Origin of the sequence: Mesorhizobium sp. XAP4 (assembly GCF_029269325.1) — a bacterium.
Lineage (GTDB): Bacteria > Pseudomonadota > Alphaproteobacteria > Rhizobiales > Rhizobiaceae > Mesorhizobium > Mesorhizobium ciceri.
On record NZ_JARIXW010000004.1, the window covers coordinates 563,739 to 579,036 of the forward strand.

Annotated in this window: 13 protein-coding genes; 5 read left to right on the top strand and 8 right to left on the bottom strand. The window is 62.7% G+C overall.

The window, feature by feature from the left end:
- Genes P3C39_RS20225 through P3C39_RS20235 form a run of 3 tightly spaced genes read right to left on the bottom strand, consistent with a single transcriptional unit; the run spans window position 1 to window position 2,705 of the window.
- Complete coding sequence (locus P3C39_RS20225) at window positions 1-714, bottom strand: ABC transporter ATP-binding protein (RefSeq protein WP_013530211.1); 714 nt, start codon at window positions 712-714, stop codon at window positions 1-3.
- The gene (locus P3C39_RS20230) at window positions 711-1,448 is read right to left on the bottom strand and encodes an ATP-binding cassette domain-containing protein (RefSeq protein WP_127366362.1); all 738 of its coding nucleotides are present in this window, start codon (window positions 1,446-1,448) and stop codon (window positions 711-713) included. Before P3C39_RS20230 ends, P3C39_RS20225 begins: the two co-directional genes overlap by 4 nt.
- Window positions 1,449-1,451: 3 nt before the next feature.
- A complete protein-coding gene (locus P3C39_RS20235) occupies window positions 1,452-2,705 on the bottom strand; it encodes an ABC transporter substrate-binding protein (RefSeq protein ID WP_013530213.1) in 1,254 nt (417 codons plus the stop codon).
- 190 nt (window positions 2,706-2,895) lie between these two features.
- Between P3C39_RS20235 and P3C39_RS20240 the strand changes: the two genes are divergently transcribed.
- Window positions 2,896-3,714: an alpha/beta hydrolase gene (locus P3C39_RS20240; protein WP_275953982.1), complete on the top strand. Its 819-nt coding sequence runs from the start codon at window positions 2,896-2,898 to the stop codon at window positions 3,712-3,714.
- 129 nt (window positions 3,715-3,843) lie between these two features.
- Window positions 3,844-7,653, top strand: coding sequence for a methionine synthase (metH, locus tag P3C39_RS20245; RefSeq protein ID WP_275953981.1), 3,810 nt, complete (start codon window positions 3,844-3,846; stop codon window positions 7,651-7,653).
- Window positions 7,654-7,738: 85 nt separating this feature from the next.
- Here metH and P3C39_RS20250 read toward each other — a convergent pair whose 3' ends face one another.
- Window positions 7,739-8,143: a VOC family protein gene (locus P3C39_RS20250; protein WP_027162301.1), complete on the bottom strand. Its 405-nt coding sequence runs from the start codon at window positions 8,141-8,143 to the stop codon at window positions 7,739-7,741.
- A gap of 102 nt (window positions 8,144-8,245) precedes the next feature.
- Here P3C39_RS20250 and P3C39_RS20255 point away from each other — a divergent pair, with 102 nt between their 5' ends.
- The gene (locus P3C39_RS20255) at window positions 8,246-8,878 is read left to right on the top strand and encodes a TetR/AcrR family transcriptional regulator (RefSeq protein ID WP_024504795.1); all 633 of its coding nucleotides are present in this window, start codon (window positions 8,246-8,248) and stop codon (window positions 8,876-8,878) included.
- Window positions 8,879-9,042: 164 nt separating this feature from the next.
- Entirely contained in the window at window positions 9,043-10,437 is a 1,395-nt protein-coding gene (locus P3C39_RS20260; RefSeq protein WP_275953980.1) for a multicopper oxidase family protein, read from the top strand.
- Between the two features lie 33 nt (window positions 10,438-10,470).
- On the opposite strand, the gene P3C39_RS20265 is transcribed toward P3C39_RS20260, so the two are convergent.
- From P3C39_RS20265 to P3C39_RS20275, 3 genes are all read right to left on the bottom strand, one after another.
- Window positions 10,471-10,758 carry a PTS sugar transporter subunit IIB gene (locus tag P3C39_RS20265; RefSeq protein ID WP_013530219.1) on the bottom strand — a complete coding sequence of 96 codons (288 nt, stop codon included), beginning with the start codon at window positions 10,756-10,758 and terminating at the stop codon, window positions 10,471-10,473.
- A gap of 21 nt (window positions 10,759-10,779) precedes the next feature.
- A complete protein-coding gene (locus tag P3C39_RS20270) occupies window positions 10,780-11,241 on the bottom strand; it encodes a PTS sugar transporter subunit IIA (protein WP_013530220.1) in 462 nt (153 codons plus the stop codon).
- 119 nt (window positions 11,242-11,360) lie between these two features.
- Entirely contained in the window at window positions 11,361-12,767 is a 1,407-nt protein-coding gene (locus P3C39_RS20275) for a PTS sugar transporter subunit IIC (protein WP_013530221.1), read from the bottom strand.
- A 340-nt stretch (window positions 12,768-13,107) separates the two neighbouring features.
- On the opposite strand from P3C39_RS20275, the gene P3C39_RS20280 reads away from it, so the two are divergent.
- On the top strand, window positions 13,108-14,424 hold the full coding sequence (locus P3C39_RS20280) for an NAD(P)H-dependent oxidoreductase (RefSeq protein ID WP_275953979.1): 1,317 nt from the start codon (window positions 13,108-13,110) through the stop codon (window positions 14,422-14,424).
- A 4-nt stretch (window positions 14,425-14,428) separates the two neighbouring features.
- On the opposite strand, the gene proC is transcribed toward P3C39_RS20280, so the two are convergent.
- A complete protein-coding gene (proC, locus tag P3C39_RS20285; protein ID WP_275953978.1) occupies window positions 14,429-15,244 on the bottom strand; it encodes a pyrroline-5-carboxylate reductase in 816 nt (271 codons plus the stop codon).
- Between the last annotated feature and the right edge of the window lie 54 nt (window positions 15,245-15,298).

Consider the following 15,298-nt stretch of genomic DNA (forward strand, 5'->3'; position numbering starts at 1 on the left):
CTAATGGCCAAAATACATCGACATGATCTCGCCGTGGTCGAGGCTTTCGCCCGGCTTGATCTCGGTCGCAACGGCGCCATGGTTGACGAGGTAGAGTTGCTGCGTCAGTTCCAGCAGGAATTCGATGTCCTGCTCGACGACGATGAGCGGTACGCCGCCGCGCGAAATGTCCATGACGGAGGCGCAGAGCTCGTCCTTGATCTTGGGCGCCAGCCCCAGCGTCGGCTCGTCGAGGATCAGCAGGCGCGGATGGCTCATCAGCGCCGTGCCGATCGACACCATCTGGCGCTCGCCGCCCGACAGCGTGCGCACGCGCTGGCGCCAGCGTTCCGCCAGTTTCGGGAACAGCTTGACCACCTTTTCGCGGTTTTCCGCCTCATGCGGCCGGGCCCGCGGCGAATAGGCGCCGAGCGCCATGCAGTCGGCGATCGAGAGATCGGGAAACAGCCGATTGCCTTGCGGCACATGGATCAGGCCGGCGCCGACGATGGCGCGTGCGCTGTGGCCGACAATGTCTTGCCCGTCGAACAGGATGCGGCCGCTCTTCGGCTGCAGAAGCCCGGAGATCGCACGCAGCAGCGTCGTCTTGCCATGGCCGTTGGGGCCGAACAGGCCGACATTGCCGAAACGGCCGGCCTCCAGCGAGATATCGTGCAGCACGGTGACGCGGCCATAGCCGGCGGTGACGCCTTCGACGCTGAGAATGGGATTCACGCCGCCGACCTCCTCGTGCCGAGATAGGCCTCGATGACGTGCGGATCGGCGATCACGCCTGCCGGATCGCCGGCGGCCAGGACGCGGCCATTGTTGAGCACCAGCAGATGCTGCGAAAGGCTCATCAGGAAAGTCAGCACGTGCTCGATCAACAGGATGGTGATGCCGCGTTCGGCGGTGCGGCGGATCAGGCCGATCGACGTCTCGATCTCGGGTTTGGTCAGGCTCGATGCCGGCTCGTCGAGCAAGAGCATGCGTGGCTGCATGGCGATCGCCGTGGCAAGCATCAGGCATTTGCGCTCGAACACGGACAATTCGCCGGCAAGCCGGCCGAACGACTGGGATCCCAGGCCGACGAACTCCAGCGCCTCGGCGGCGGCATTGCGGGCCGTGGCCGCTGTCTTTTCCTGCTTGCCGTAGCTGGCGCCGATCAGCGCGTTCTCGAACACGGTCAGCCCGTCGAAGCTGGTCTCGCGCTGAAAGGTCCGGGCAAGGCCGAGGCGCGCGATGGCGTGTCCCGATTTGCCGTTTATGGCAATGCCGTCAAAGCGGATCTGGCCCCGGTCGGGCCCGAACGGGATGCCGGTGATGATGTTGAACAGCGTGCTCTTGCCGCTGCCGTTCGGGCCGGCGATACCGAAGATCTCGCCGGCCTCGACCTTGAACGACACGCCATCGACGGCCTTCAGCGAACCGAAGGCCTTCGACACGTCGTCCAGTTCAAGCAGGGCCATTCCCTACTTCATCCAGGGCTGGAGCTTGAAGGCGCCGGTGGCATATTTCTCCGGCGAGATCAGCGTGCGCTGGCCATCCCAGATCTGGAAGAAGGTGATCGGAATATAGTCGTCGCCCTGCGTGGCAAGGTGGGTGGCGGGATCGAATTTCAGCCGCCCTTCCGCGACCTGCTTGTCCGTCTCCGACAGCGCCTTCATGATCGCCGCATGGTCGGATGCACCCCCGACCTTCTTGACCGCATCGAAATAGACATTGGTCATTTCGTAGAGGCCGACGCCGTAGGTGCCGCTCTCGACGCCGTATTTTGCCTTGAACTTGGCTGCCACCTCATCGGCGCGCGGGTTCTTCGGCGTCGTCAGCGCGCCGCCGAGCAGGTTGTAGATGACGCCATCCGATTTCTTGCCGGTCAGCTCGACGAATTCCGGAACGCTCGGCGCGTATTGCAGGAAGACGAGGCTCTTGGTCGGCTGCTCGAGGAACTGGTTGAGGAACGACGCCGAATTGCCCGGCAGATAGTCGGTGTTGATGACGACATCGGGAACGTTCTCGCGCACCTTGGCGAGGATCGAACGCCAGTCGGTCACTTCGCCGAAGGGTACGATCTCGTCGACGGTGATGGTCCAGCCCTTGTCCTTGAAGGTCTTCTTCATGCCTTCGGAGATGGTCTTCGAATAGGCGTTGTCGGACGAGATGATGGCGACCTTCTTGGCCGGCAGGGTGATCTTGCCGTCGGCCGCGAGCTTCTCGACGAACAGGGTGACGTCGGTGTTGTAGGCGTCGAAGGAAGGCGTCAGTGACCAGCAGCACATGTATTTGTCGGGGCTCGGCGCGATGATGTCCCTGGTCTGCTGCGAGGTGGCCGCCAGCATGTAGGGCATTTCCGCCTCGGCCATGTTGTCGATCTCGAAATTGGTCAGGCTGGCATAGCCGGTCAGCATGAAGTGCACGCCCGGATCGCCAAGCAGGCGTTCGACGGCGCTGGTGACGTTGCCGGCGGACTGATCCTTGACGTCGCCGACCACCAGTTCGAACGTATCTCCGGCAACGCCGCCGGCTGCGTTCGCTTCGTCGATGGCCATCTGCACGCCGCGCTGGAATTCCTGGCCGTCCGCCGCGGCAGGGCCGGTGAGCGGCGCAAGCAGGCCGATCTTGACGACGTCGGCAAAGGCGGGGGCGGCTGATGCGGCAAACATGCCGATCAACGTCGTGCTCATCAGCATATGGCGGATTCGACTTGCGGCGGATTTGGGCTTCATCGTGCTGTTCCCTGTTTTCCTCCCGTTCATCGGGAGTTGGATAATTGACAATCTACGCATAATTGTTCTTATTTGAAAAGGATTTTTCAACGCAACCTGGCCGGGAAGATGGTTCCCGCAAAGGTATGGAAGCCGTGGCGCTTTGCTGCGCAACTGCATTAAAACAGGGTAATTCCCGACGGAGCGGACAATGACGATCTCGCAGAAGACCCTTGAAACCAGCCACGGCAAGATCGCGGTGCGTGAGACCAGCGGCCAGGGAACCGCTGTCATGCTGATCCACGGCAATTCATCTTCCAGTGCCGTTTTCCGCAACCAGTTGGACGGCCCGTTGGGCGAGCGATATCACCTCATCGCTCCCGACCTGCCCGGCCATGGAGCGTCCGGCGATGCGATCGATCCGGAGCGTTCCTACAGCATGGAAGGTTATGCCGATGCCATGACCGAAGTGCTCGGGCTGCTCGGCATCGACAAGGCCATCGTCTTCGGCTGGTCGCTCGGCGGCCATATCGGGCTTGAGATGATCGACCGCTTTCCCGGCCTGCTTGGCTTGATGATCACCGGCACGCCGCCTGTCTCGCCCGAGGAGGTCGGTAGCGGATTCAAGCCGAGCCCGCATATGCATCTCGCCGGGCAGGAGACCTTCACCGGCGCCGACGTGGAGGCCTATGCGCGCAGCACTTGCGGCGAGCCGTTCGAGCCGTTTCTCATCGACACGGTGGCGCGCACCGATGGACGGGCGCGGCGCCTGATGTTCGAAAAGTTCGCGGCCGGCACTGGCCGGAACCAGCGCGAGATCGTGGCCGGCAAGACGCCGCCGATCGCCGTTCTGAACGGCATCGACGAGCCATTCGTCAACACCGATTTCGTCTCCGCTGTGAAATTCTCCAATCTATGGGAAGGCAAGGCGCATCTGCTCGACAAATCCGGCCACGCGCCGTTCTGGGATTCGCCGGATCGCTTCAATCCGGTCCTCGCCCGCTTCCTGGCGAGCGTCGACAGAGCGTAGGTCCGTCGGAAACCGGCGCCACGGACCCGCCTTCGCGTTGGGTGGGTGACAATCACGCGCATCTATCGTATATTGACATAAAGATATCCTTATGTGACATGAAAAGGCCTGTCGCCAAAGGGATAAAAAATGTCGCAGAATTCTGCCTCGCTGGACGCATTGTTCGGCCCCGTCGCGGCAAAACCGGACGGCTCGGAAGTGCTTGCCGCGCTGACAGCGGCGGCACGCGAGCGCATTCTCATCCTCGACGGCGCCATGGGCACGCAGATCCAGGGCCTCGGGTTTAACGAGGACCAATTCCGCGGCGAGGCTTTCGCCGGCTGCGCCTGCCATCAGCAGGGCAACAACGACCTTTTGATCCTGACCCAGCCCGGGGCGATCGAGGAGATCCATTACCAGTACGCCATCGCAGGCGCCGACATCCTGGAGACCAATACTTTCTCCTCGACCTCGATCGCCCAGGCCGACTACGGCATGGAACATGCCGTCTATGCGCTGAACCGCGATGGCGCGCGGCTGGTCAGGCGCGCCGCTGTTCGGGCCGAGCAGCAGGACGGCAAGCGAAGGTTTGTCGCCGGAGCGCTCGGGCCGACCAACCGCACCGCCTCGATGTCGCCCGACGTCAACAATCCCGGCTATCGCGCCGTGACCTTCGACGATTTGCGCCTCGCCTATGGCGAGCAGCTGCGCGGGTTGATCGATGGCGGCGCCGACATCATCCTGATCGAGACCATCTTCGACACGCTGAACGCCAAGGCGGCGATCTTCGCGGCGGAAGAGATCTTCATCGAGAAGGGCGTGCGCCTGCCCGTGATGATTTCGGGCACCATCACGGACCTCTCCGGCCGCACGCTGTCGGGCCAGACGCCGACCGCCTTCTGGCATTCGGTGCGCCATGCCAACCCCTTCACCATCGGCCTCAACTGCGCGCTCGGCGCCAACGCCATGCGAGCGCATCTGGCCGAAATATCCGGTGTCGCCGACACCTTTGTCTGCGCTTATCCGAATGCCGGCCTGCCCAACGAATTCGGCCGGTATGACGAAAGCCCGGACTTCATGGCCGCCCAGATCGAGGATTTCGCGCGTGAGGGACTGGTCAATGTCGTCGGCGGCTGCTGCGGCTCGACGCCGGAGCACATCCGCGCCATCGCCGAGGCGGTGCGGAAGTATCCGCCGCGCGCCATTCCGGACATTGAGCCCAGGATGCGCCTGTCCGGGCTGGAGCCATTCACGCTCACCGACGAGATCCCCTTCGTCAATGTCGGCGAGCGAACCAATGTCACCGGCTCGGCCAAGTTCCGGAAACTGATCACGGCGGGCGACTATGTCGCCGCGCTCGACGTCGCCCGCGACCAGGTCGCCAACGGCGCGCAGATCATCGACATCAACATGGACGAGGGTCTGATCGATTCGAAGAAGGCCATGGTCGAATACCTCAACCTGATCGCCGCCGAGCCGGACATCGCCCGCGTTCCTGTCATGGTCGACAGTTCGAAATGGGAGATCATCGAAGCCGGCTTGAAATGCGTGCAGGGCAAGCCGCTGGTCAACTCCATCTCGATGAAGGAGGGCGAAGAAGCCTTCCTGCATCATGCCAGGCTGGTCCGCGCCTATGGCGCCGCCGTCGTCGTTATGGCCTTCGACGAGGACGGCCAGGCCGACACCAAGGCGCGCAAGGTCGAGATCTGCACCCGCGCCTACAAGCTCCTGACCGAGCAGGCCGGCTTCCCGCCAGAGGACATCGTCTTCGATCCCAACGTGTTCGCCATCGCCACCGGCATCGAGGAGCACGACAATTACGGCGTCGACTTCATCGAGGCGGCCGGCGAGATCACCGCGACGCTGCCGCATGTCCACATTTCTGGCGGCGTGTCGAACCTGTCTTTCTCGTTCCGTGGCAACGAGCCGGTGCGCGAGGCCATGCATGCCGTATTCCTTTACCATGCCATCCAGCGCGGCATGGACATGGGCATCGTCAATGCCGGCCAGCTCGCCGTCTACGATACGATCGAGCCTGATCTGCGCGAGGCCTGCGAGGATGTCGTGCTCAACCGCGCGCCCAAGGCCGGCGGCACCGCCACCGAACGCATGCTGGAGATCGCCGAACGCTTCAAGGGCACGGCCGGCAAGGAAGCGCAGGAGCGCGATCTCGTCTGGCGCGAATGGACCGTCGAACAGCGGATCAGCCATGCGCTGGTCAACGGCATCACCGAATTCATCGACGCCGACACCGAGGAAGCACGGCTTGCCGCCGAGCGGCCGCTGCATGTCATCGAAGGTCCGCTGATGGCCGGCATGAACGTCGTCGGCGATCTGTTCGGTGCGGGAAAGATGTTCCTGCCGCAAGTGGTGAAGTCGGCGCGGGTGATGAAGCAGGCGGTGGCTGGACTGCTGCCGCACATGGAAGCCGAGAAGCTGGCAAACGCCGCCAACGGCATCGACAATGGCGAACGCAAAACGGCCGGAAAAATCCTGATGGCGACGGTCAAGGGCGATGTCCATGACATCGGCAAGAACATCGTCGGCGTGGTTCTCGCCTGCAACAATTACGAGATCATTGATCTCGGCGTCATGGTGCCGGCGGCCAGGATCCTGCAGACGGCGCGCGAGCAAAATGTCGATATCATCGGCCTGTCCGGCCTGATTACGCCGTCGCTGGACGAGATGGCGCACATGGCCGCCGAGATGGAGCGTGAAGGCTTCGAAATTCCGCTGCTGATCGGCGGCGCGACGACCAGCCGCGTGCACACGGCGGTGAAGATCCACCCGCGCTACAGCAAGGGGCAGACGGTCTATGTCACCGACGCCAGCCGCGCGGTCGGCGTGGTCTCATCCTTGCTGTCCAACGAGAGCAAGGGCGGCTTTGTCGATACGGTGCGCGCCGAATACAAGAAGGTCGCCGATGCGCATGCCCGCTCGGAAGCCGACAAGCAGCGTTTGCCGCTGGCCAAGGCGAGGGCCAATGCGCATCGGATAGACTGGTCCGAATATGAGCCGCCGAAGCCGTCCTTCACAGGCGTCAAGGTATTCGAGAACTGGGACCTGACCGAGCTCGCGCGCTACATCGATTGGACGCCGTTCTTCCAGACCTGGGAGCTGAAGGGCCGCTATCCCAAAATACTCGAAGACGAGGCGCAAGGCGCCGCCGCGCGCCAGCTGTTCGAGGATGCGCAGGCGATGCTGAACAAGATCATCGCCGAGAAATGGTTCGCGCCGCGCGGCGTCATCGGCTTCTGGCCGGCCAACGCCGTCGGCGACGACATCAGGCTGTTTACGGACGAGAAGCGGTCGCAGGAACTTGCGACGTTCTTCACCTTGCGCCAGCAACTGACCAAGCGCGACGGCAAGGCCAATGTTGCCCTGTCGGATTTCGTCGCGCCGGCGGAGTGCGGCAAAGCCGATTACATCGGCGGCTTCATCGTCACCGCCGGCATCGAGGAGGTGGCTATCGCCGAACGGTTCGAGCGGGCGAATGACGACTATTCCTCGATCATGGTCAAGGCGCTGGCCGACCGCTTCGCCGAAGCCTTTGCCGAGCGCATGCATGAGAAGGTGCGCAAGGAATTCTGGGGCTACGTGCCAGACGAATCGCTGGCGCCGGACGAGCTGATCGGCGAACCCTATCGCGGCATCCGACCGGCGCCCGGCTATCCGGCTCAGCCCGACCATACGGAGAAGGCGACTTTGTTCCGGCTGCTCGACGGCGAAGGCAATGCCGGCGTGAGCCTGACCGAAAGCTATGCGATGTGGCCGGGTTCATCCGTCTCGGGGATCTATCTGGCGCATCCCGAAAGCTATTATTTCGGCGTCGCCAAGGTCGAACGCGACCAGGTCGAGGATTATGCACGCCGCAAGGCGATGCCGTTGACCGAGGTCGAGCGCTGGCTTGGCCCCATCCTCAACTACGTGCCGGCACACTATGCCGAGGCGGCTGAATAGCCGATGCCGGCGCGCCTGGCGGAAGCGACAGGCGAATGCCGATCGCTTCTCCAGTGTCATCCTGGCCCGCTTCGATTCCTGTGGGCTATTGCATGGCCGACGGGTTCATCCACAGCAGCTCCCAGACGTTGCCGTCCGGATCTTCGATGTGGCGGTTGAACATGAAACCAAGATCCTGCGCCGGGTTGGGATCGGCGCGACCGCCTGCCGCCACGCCCTTCTCGATTACGACATTGACCTCGTCCTTGCTGTCGACGGTGAGTGCGATCAACATCTGGCTGTCCCGCTTGGGGTCGCCGATCTGCCGCGCTGTGAACTGGCTGTAATGCTGGTGCGTCAGCAACATGACCCCGATCGAGTCTGAGAACATGATCGAGCTGGACTGGTCGCTTGAGAACTGCGGGTTCAGCGTGCCCCCGATCGCGAGATAGAACTTGGTCGCCGCCTGCAGATCGCGTACCGGTAGATTGAGGAAGATCATTTTGGTCATCGGTCTAAGCCTTGCTGCCGTTGATGGGTACTAGCCAGTCTAGTACTGTAACCATGGCTACCATGCAGGAACGGTACCGTCTAGTACTGGTTGAGAGGCGCTATGAAAATTGATGGTGAGACCAGGTCGGCTCGCAAGGATCGTGAAATCATTGAAGCGGCTACGGCCGCCTTCATCGCCAAAGGCTATGATGGAACCAGCATGGAAGAGATCGCCACCAAAGCAGGCGCATCCAAGCAGACTGTCTACAAGCATTTCACGGACAAGGAGACGCTTTTCGGCGAGGTCGTCGAGTCCACCGCCAGCCAGACCAACGATGTCGTCGAGTCCGTGACGATGCTGCTTTCCGAGGCGAAATTCATGGAGGGTGGGCTACAGCAGCTTGCCCGACGCATGACAACGACGCTGATGGACGAAGAGCTGCTGAAGCTGCGGCGTCTGATTATCGCCAACGCGGATCGGATGCCGCAGCTTGGCCGGAGCTGGTATGAAAAAGGTTTTGAACGCATGCTTGCCTCGGTGGCATCATGCTTTCAAAAGCTTACCAGTCGAGGCCTGTTGCAGACCAGCGATCCCCGTCTGGCGGCCAGCCATCTCTTCGGAATGCTTCTCTGGATCCCAATGAACGAAGCCATGTTCACCGGAAGCAACCCGCGTTCGAAGGCGGATCTCGAGCGGCACGCCGATGCTTCGGTCGAAGCATTCCTTGCCGCCTATGGGGCGCGGCCGAAATAGTCGCGCGCCGCTCCGCCAGCGATGCTTATTGTGGTCGATTGTCCGTCCACGCCAGCGTCTTTTGCTTAAGGCCGGTGGCGGAGTCGGTTTAGGCACAGGATGCTCGCTTACGATCCAAGGCTGCGATAAACCCAGGGCAGCCGTCTTTGCAGCTGGAGCGTCAAATGACCGTACTCACCCGACGCCGGCTTTTGAAAACGGCAGCGATTGCCGGCGCAGGCGGGGTCGGGCTTTCGGCCATGGGCCGGCTTGGTGGCTGGGCCGCTGCCACGCCTGAGCCGGTGGTTTTGCAGACGGCAAAGATCCAGGCGAAGCTGATGGATATCGGCCAGACCAGGGATGTGCTGACCTATGGCAACGCCGGAATGCCGCCCGTGCTCAGAATGAAAAAAGGCCAGCCCTTCGCTGCACGCCTTGTCAACGCGATCGACGATCCGACGACGATCCACTGGCACGGTATTCGCGTTCCAAACAAGATGGACGGCGTGCCGTTCCTGGTCCAGCCCTACGTCTACACCGGCGATCATTTCGACTACGCCTTCACGCCGCCCGATGCCGGCACCTTCTGGTACCACCCGCATTGCAACACGCTGGAGCAGATGGGCCATGGCCTGACCGGCGTGATCGTGGTCGAGAATCCCAACGATCCGAAATTCGATGCCGAAATCGTCCTCAATTTGCGCGACTGGCGCCTCGGCGACGACGGTCAGTTCATCGACCAGTTCCGGCCGCGCGATGCCGCGAGAACCGGCACTTACGGCACGGTGCGCACCGCAAACTGGCTCGACCAGCCGCAATATGACACGCCGGCCGGAGGGCTGGTGCGGCTCAGGGTCGCCATCACCGACGTGACGCGCATCTACGCTTTTCGCGTCGACGGTGCGCAGGCGAGTGTCATGGCGCTCGACGGCAATCCGGTGCCTGAGCGTTTTTCGCCCGATGCCTTGCTGCTTGGACCCGGCCAGCGCATGGAGCTGGCCATACGCATGCCCGACGAGGAAGGCGCGATCGTCAGCTTGAGGGACGTCAGAGGCACCAAGCCAAAAATCCTGGCAACCCTGCGCGCGACAGGAAACTCCCTCAAACGGGACATTCGCGATGTTGCTCCCCTGGAACTCAATCCGGTGGCGGAAGTGGATCTCGCCAGTGCCAGGCATATTTCCCTGGCGCTCAGCGCCACGGCGGAAAATGTCCCGAGCGATGGCATCTGCGGCTCGCTGGGCTACAGTTTCTGGGCCATCAACAAAGTGCCGTGGCCCGGCGACACCAAGGATCCGACCGCGCCTCTGGCCGAACTGAAGCTTGGCCAAAGCTACGTCATCGACATGGAGAACCTGACGCCGCAATCCCATCCGATGCATCTGCACGGCATGAGCTTCAAGGTGCTGTCGTCCTCGACGCGCCAGGTTCAGCCCGTGATTTCCGACACCTATCTCATCCAGCCCAACGAGAAGGTTCAGCTCGGCTTCGTCGTCGACAATCCCGGCGACTGGCTGCTGCACTGCCACATCATCGAACACCAGAAATCGGGCATGACGAGCTACGTCAGGGTGGTGTGAAGCCGCGTCAGCCCGCGCGTGGCGTCTGGACCGTCACTTGCGCAATTGCGCCTCGATCTCGTCGAGCACTTTGTCCTTGCCGATGCCGGTGAGGAAGGCGAGGCCCTTGATGACCGGCTTGGTCACCGAAGCGGAGATCGGGGTGGTTGCGACGATGAAGTCGACAGTGTCGGCCAGTCCGGGCACTTCGGTGGCCTTTGCCTGCTGGGCATTGAAGGTGAGGCCACGTTTCTTCATTTCCTCGGTGACGGCGACGTTGACCGCGGTCGAGGTGGCGATGCCCGTGCCGCAGGCGAAGAGAATGGTTTTCTGTCTGGACATCTCTGCTTCTCTCCTTGGTTATCAGCCGAGTACGGCTCGCACGTCTTCGAGGGTTCTGGCCGACCTCAAATCATCCAAGGCTTGCGGGTTCTGGATGGTGGCCATGACGGCCTGCAGCGCCTCAATCTGCTTGTCCTTGTCGTTGATGGCAAGCAGGAAGACGAAGCCGACCGGCAGCATCTCGTCGGGATCCTCCATGTTGGCGAAGATCACTGGTTGCTTCAATGTGCCCATCGCGATGCCAGGCTTCAGCACATGCTCCGGATCGGTGTGCGGCACCGCGACATTGTCGGAGCGTTCCAGCGGCAGTCCTGTCGGGATGGTCAATTCGCGGCGCACGACCGCGTCGGCATAGGAGCTTTTGACATAGCCAAGTGTCTCCAGCCGGCCCGCCAGGATGCGGATGATCTCCTCATTGGTCGAGGCATCGGATCCGAGCACGATCGCGTCGGGATCCAGAAGCTGCATGAGGCCGTCGGACATTCTTTGCTCCGTCGATGAAATCGTGCGCCCCGAGGAGGGCGCACGATCGGGCTCCGTCGATGAAATCGTGCGCCCCGAGGAGGGCGCACGATCGGTTTGAAGGGTGGACCCTATCAGGTTCAGGCCGTCTCTTCGGCCGGCTCGTCCTCGGCGCCCGCGGCCCGCTCCCAGCCGAGCGGATTGCGGCGGTAGAGGACAAACAATGCCGCGATGACCACCGCGATCACGATGATGCCGACAAGTCCAAGCCCCTGGATCGCCTCGATGACCACGTAAGGCACCCACAGGAAGCCGTCGACCACCGAGGTGATCTGCAGCGCATCCGCCGGCAGCTTGAAGCCCGATGCGACGGCAGCACTTGTGAACAGCGGCGCCAGCGCGTTGGCGACGTAGAAGCCGATGGCCAGCGTCACCGTGCCGATCACCACCATGCGGAACACGTTGCCTTTGACCAGCGGCGCGGTCATGGCGACGATGAAGGGAATGACCGCAAGGTCGGCGAACAGGATGACGCGGTTGCCCGGCAGGATGATGGACAGGATGATCGCGATCGGCACCAGGATCAGCGACGACGAGATCGCGGCCGGATGGCCGATCAGGATCGCGGAATCGAGGCCAACAAGAAGCTCGCGATCGCCCGTGCGCTTGCGCACGAATGCCTGGGCTGCGTCGGAAACCGGCAGCAGGCCTTCCATCAGGATCTTGACCATGCGCGGCAGCAGCAGCATGACCGCGGCCAGCGTCATGCCGGTGCCCAGAACCTTGGCCAGCACCACGCTGAGATCACCCGCATTGTAGAAGGCGATCGCACCAAGCACGAGGCCGATAATGAGGCCCATCACGACAGGTTCGCCGAACACGCCGAACCTGCGCTCGATCGTATCGGTGTTGATGTTGATGCGGTTGATCCCGGGAATGCGGTCCATGATCCAGTTGAGCACAATGGCGATCGGCAGGATCTGCGCCGAGGCGAGATGCGGCACGGAAATGCCGGGTACCCCATAGAACTGCTGTACCGCGCGCGCCGACCAGTCGGCGAACAGCAGCGAGAGTGCTGCGACAAGTGCTGCGACCGCGATGCCATAGGCCAGATTGTCGGTTGCGGCGACGACCAGCGAGCCGACAAAGGCGAAGTGCCAGAAATTCCAGACGTCGACATTGAGCGTGCGCGTCATGCGTGTCAGCAACAGCACGATGTTGACGAGGATGCCGACCGGAATGACCCAAAGGCCGACCGATGAGCCGAAGGCGATCGCGGCCGCGGAGGGCCAGCCGACATCGATGATGTCGCGATGGATGCCGGTGTTGGTGACGATGGCCTTGGCGACGTCGCCAATCGACGTGAACATGAGGCCAAGCACCAGATTGATGCCGATGAAGGCGACGCCGATGGTGACGGCGGCGCGAAAAGCCTTGCTGACCTTGGCGCCCAGAACCACGGCGATGACGAAAATGACAATTGGCAGCAGGATCGTCGGGCCAAGCGTATCGATGGCCCCTTTTAGGCCCGCGAGAACAGTATCCATTTTTCCTCCCCTGAAGCCGCGAGCCTTCGCTCGACGCCTCGCAATGATGCTCCATCCAGCCTTTGACGCCGTGGCGCAAAGACACTCCCCAATTTGCCCAGAGGCGAATGCTTCCCGACTGTCGCGTCGGTGAACATTTGCCTTTGTTGACAAACGAATGTTTTATTGGGGTTGTCCGCTGCAATGTCAATTGGTTGGGCTTCGGCGAATCGAGCCCCGGCGGACGTGCCTTCCGAGACGATTTCGTGGGAAATTGCCGGTCGCGCCCGGGTTTCGTTGGCAAATAGGACCCATTCCCTGCTATCCGACCCCAAATCACGAAGCTGTGGACATTTCCTGCATGACCAACGTCGCCCTGACCGGGCTTGCCCGTGATCTCGCCAAGCGTGCCGCCGAGAACCGCCCGGTGCGCATCGGTGTCATCGGCTCGGGCGAAATGGGCACCGATCTGGTCACGCAGGGCATGCTGATGCCGGGCATTTCGGTCTGCGCCGTCTCGACGCGCCGCCCGCACACCGCGCGCGACGCTATCCGTATCGCCTATGGCGACGAAGCCATGGCGGTCGAAGCCGACACCGCGTCGAAAGTCACCGGCGCCATCGAAAGTGGCAAGATCGCCGTCACATCCAACGAGATGCTGGTCACCAATCCGCTGATCGACGTCGTCATCGACGCCACCGGCAAGCCGGGCGTCGCCGCCGATTTCGACCTCATGGCGATGGAGCACGGCAAGCATCTGGTGATGATGAACGTCGAGGCCGACGTCACCATCGGCTGCTATCTCAAGCAGCAGGCCGACCAGCTTGGCGTCGTCTATTCGGTGGGTGCGGGCGACGAGCCGTCGAGCTGCATGGAACTGATCGAGTTTGCGTCGGCGCTCGGGCTGACCATCGTGTCGGCCGGCAAGGGCAAGAACAACCCGCTCAACCACGATGCCGTGCCGGACGACTATCGCGCCGAAGCGATCCGCCGCAACATGAACCCGCGCATGCTGGTCGAGTTCGTCGACGGCTCCAAGACCATGGTCGAGATGTGCGCCATCGCCAACGCCACCGGGCTGGTGCCGGACGTCCCCGGCATGCACGGCCCCAAGGCCGATCGCGACGACCTCGCCAAGGTGCTCATCCCGCGCGAGGATGGCGGTCTGCTCACGAAGAAAGGCGTCGTCGACTACACGGTCGGCAAGGGCGTCGCGCCCGGCGTCTTCGTCATCGTCGAGGCGACGCATCCGCGCATCATCGAGCGCATGGACGATCTACATATCGGGCACGGCCCCTATTACAGCCTGTTCCGGCCTTATCATCTGACATCGCTGGAAGTGCCGCTGACCGCAGCCCGCATCGTGCTTTTCGGCAAGCCCGACATGGTGCCGTTGCCGCGGCCCGTGGCCGAAGTCTGCGCCGTTGCCAAGCGCGACCTTGCCCCCGGCGAGACCTTCGATGCGATCGGCGAGACTTGTTACCGCTCCTGGACGATGACCGTCGGCGAAGCCCGCGCCCAGCGCGCCGTTCCGGTCGGCCTGCTCGAGGGCGGCAAGGTGCTGAAACCGGTCACGAAAGGCGAATTGCTGACGGCGGATAATGCGTCGCCCGACCAGACGACGAGGCTGTTCGCCTTGCGCCGGCTGCAGGATGAGATGCTGTACGGGACAAGCTGAGGATTTATCTCCCCAGTTCGACCGACCGCAGCCGCGCAGCCTCCACCGCTTGCGTCAGCAGATTGGTCAGCCGGTCCTCGCCCATCAGAACGGCCAGCGCCGCGGCCGTCGTGCCGTTGGGGCTGGTGACCTGCTGGCGCAGCACGCCCGGTTCCTCGCCGCTTTCGGCGGCGAGCGAGGCGGCGCCATAGACGGTCTGCATGGCGAGCAGCTTGGCGGTCGCCGTCGGCAGACCGGCCTTCTCGGCGGCAACCGTCAGCGCTTCGATGAAATGGAAGATATAGGCCGGCCCCGATCCGGACACGGCGGTCACCGCATCCATCAGGCCCTCATCGTCGATGGTGGCCACTTCGCCGCTCGCCGACAAAAGGTCGGCGACGAAACGCTTGGTGTCATCGGACACGAGCTTGTTGGAGAACACCACCATCATGCCCTTGCCGATCGCCGCGGGCGTGTTGGGCATGCAGCGCACGATCGGCGCGCGGTTGCCGAGGATTTCCTCGAAGGTGGCGGCAGGCGTGCCGGCGGCGATGCTGACGAAGGTGGTGCGGCCGTCGCCGAAGCGCTTGTAGGCGGCCGTGACGTCGCGGATCACCTGCGGCTTCACCGCGATGACGACGAGATCGGGCAGGGCATCGGCCGGTATGCTACCGGCATCGGCTGATGTCGCGCAGCCCAGCGTTGCCGCGCGATTGCGCAGATCGGCATTGGGCTCGACCACGAAAACCGCCGACGGCGCGAGCTTGCCGGATTTCAGCCAGCCCGAGAGCATGGCGTAGCCCATATTGCCGCAGCCGGCGAGAACAAGCCTGATCGTCATCGAAAGCCCTCCAGAGGAAGGCCTTCACATAGACGCTGGCGCTTCCCTGGGGAA

Coding starts and splice junctions, on each gene's coding strand:
- P3C39_RS20280 (WP_275953979.1), top strand. CDS start 13,108: ATGACCAACGTCGCCCTGACCGGGCTTGCCCGTGATCTCGCCAAGCGT.
- P3C39_RS20265 (WP_013530219.1), bottom strand. CDS start 10,758: ATGTCCAGACAGAAAACCATTCTCTTCGCCTGCGGCACGGGCATCGCC.
- P3C39_RS20240 (WP_275953982.1), top strand. CDS start 2,896: ATGACGATCTCGCAGAAGACCCTTGAAACCAGCCACGGCAAGATCGCG.
- P3C39_RS20250 (WP_027162301.1), bottom strand. CDS start 8,143: ATGACCAAAATGATCTTCCTCAATCTACCGGTACGCGATCTGCAGGCG.
- P3C39_RS20275 (WP_013530221.1), bottom strand. CDS start 12,767: ATGGATACTGTTCTCGCGGGCCTAAAAGGGGCCATCGATACGCTTGGC.
- P3C39_RS20260 (WP_275953980.1), top strand. CDS start 9,043: ATGACCGTACTCACCCGACGCCGGCTTTTGAAAACGGCAGCGATTGCC.
- P3C39_RS20270 (WP_013530220.1), bottom strand. CDS start 11,241: ATGTCCGACGGCCTCATGCAGCTTCTGGATCCCGACGCGATCGTGCTC.
- metH (WP_275953981.1), top strand. CDS start 3,844: ATGTCGCAGAATTCTGCCTCGCTGGACGCATTGTTCGGCCCCGTCGCG.
- P3C39_RS20255 (WP_024504795.1), top strand. CDS start 8,246: ATGAAAATTGATGGTGAGACCAGGTCGGCTCGCAAGGATCGTGAAATC.
- P3C39_RS20230 (WP_127366362.1), bottom strand. CDS start 1,448: ATGGCCCTGCTTGAACTGGACGACGTGTCGAAGGCCTTCGGTTCGCTG.
- P3C39_RS20235 (WP_013530213.1), bottom strand. CDS start 2,705: ATGAAGCCCAAATCCGCCGCAAGTCGAATCCGCCATATGCTGATGAGC.
- proC (WP_275953978.1), bottom strand. CDS start 15,244: ATGACGATCAGGCTTGTTCTCGCCGGCTGCGGCAATATGGGCTACGCC.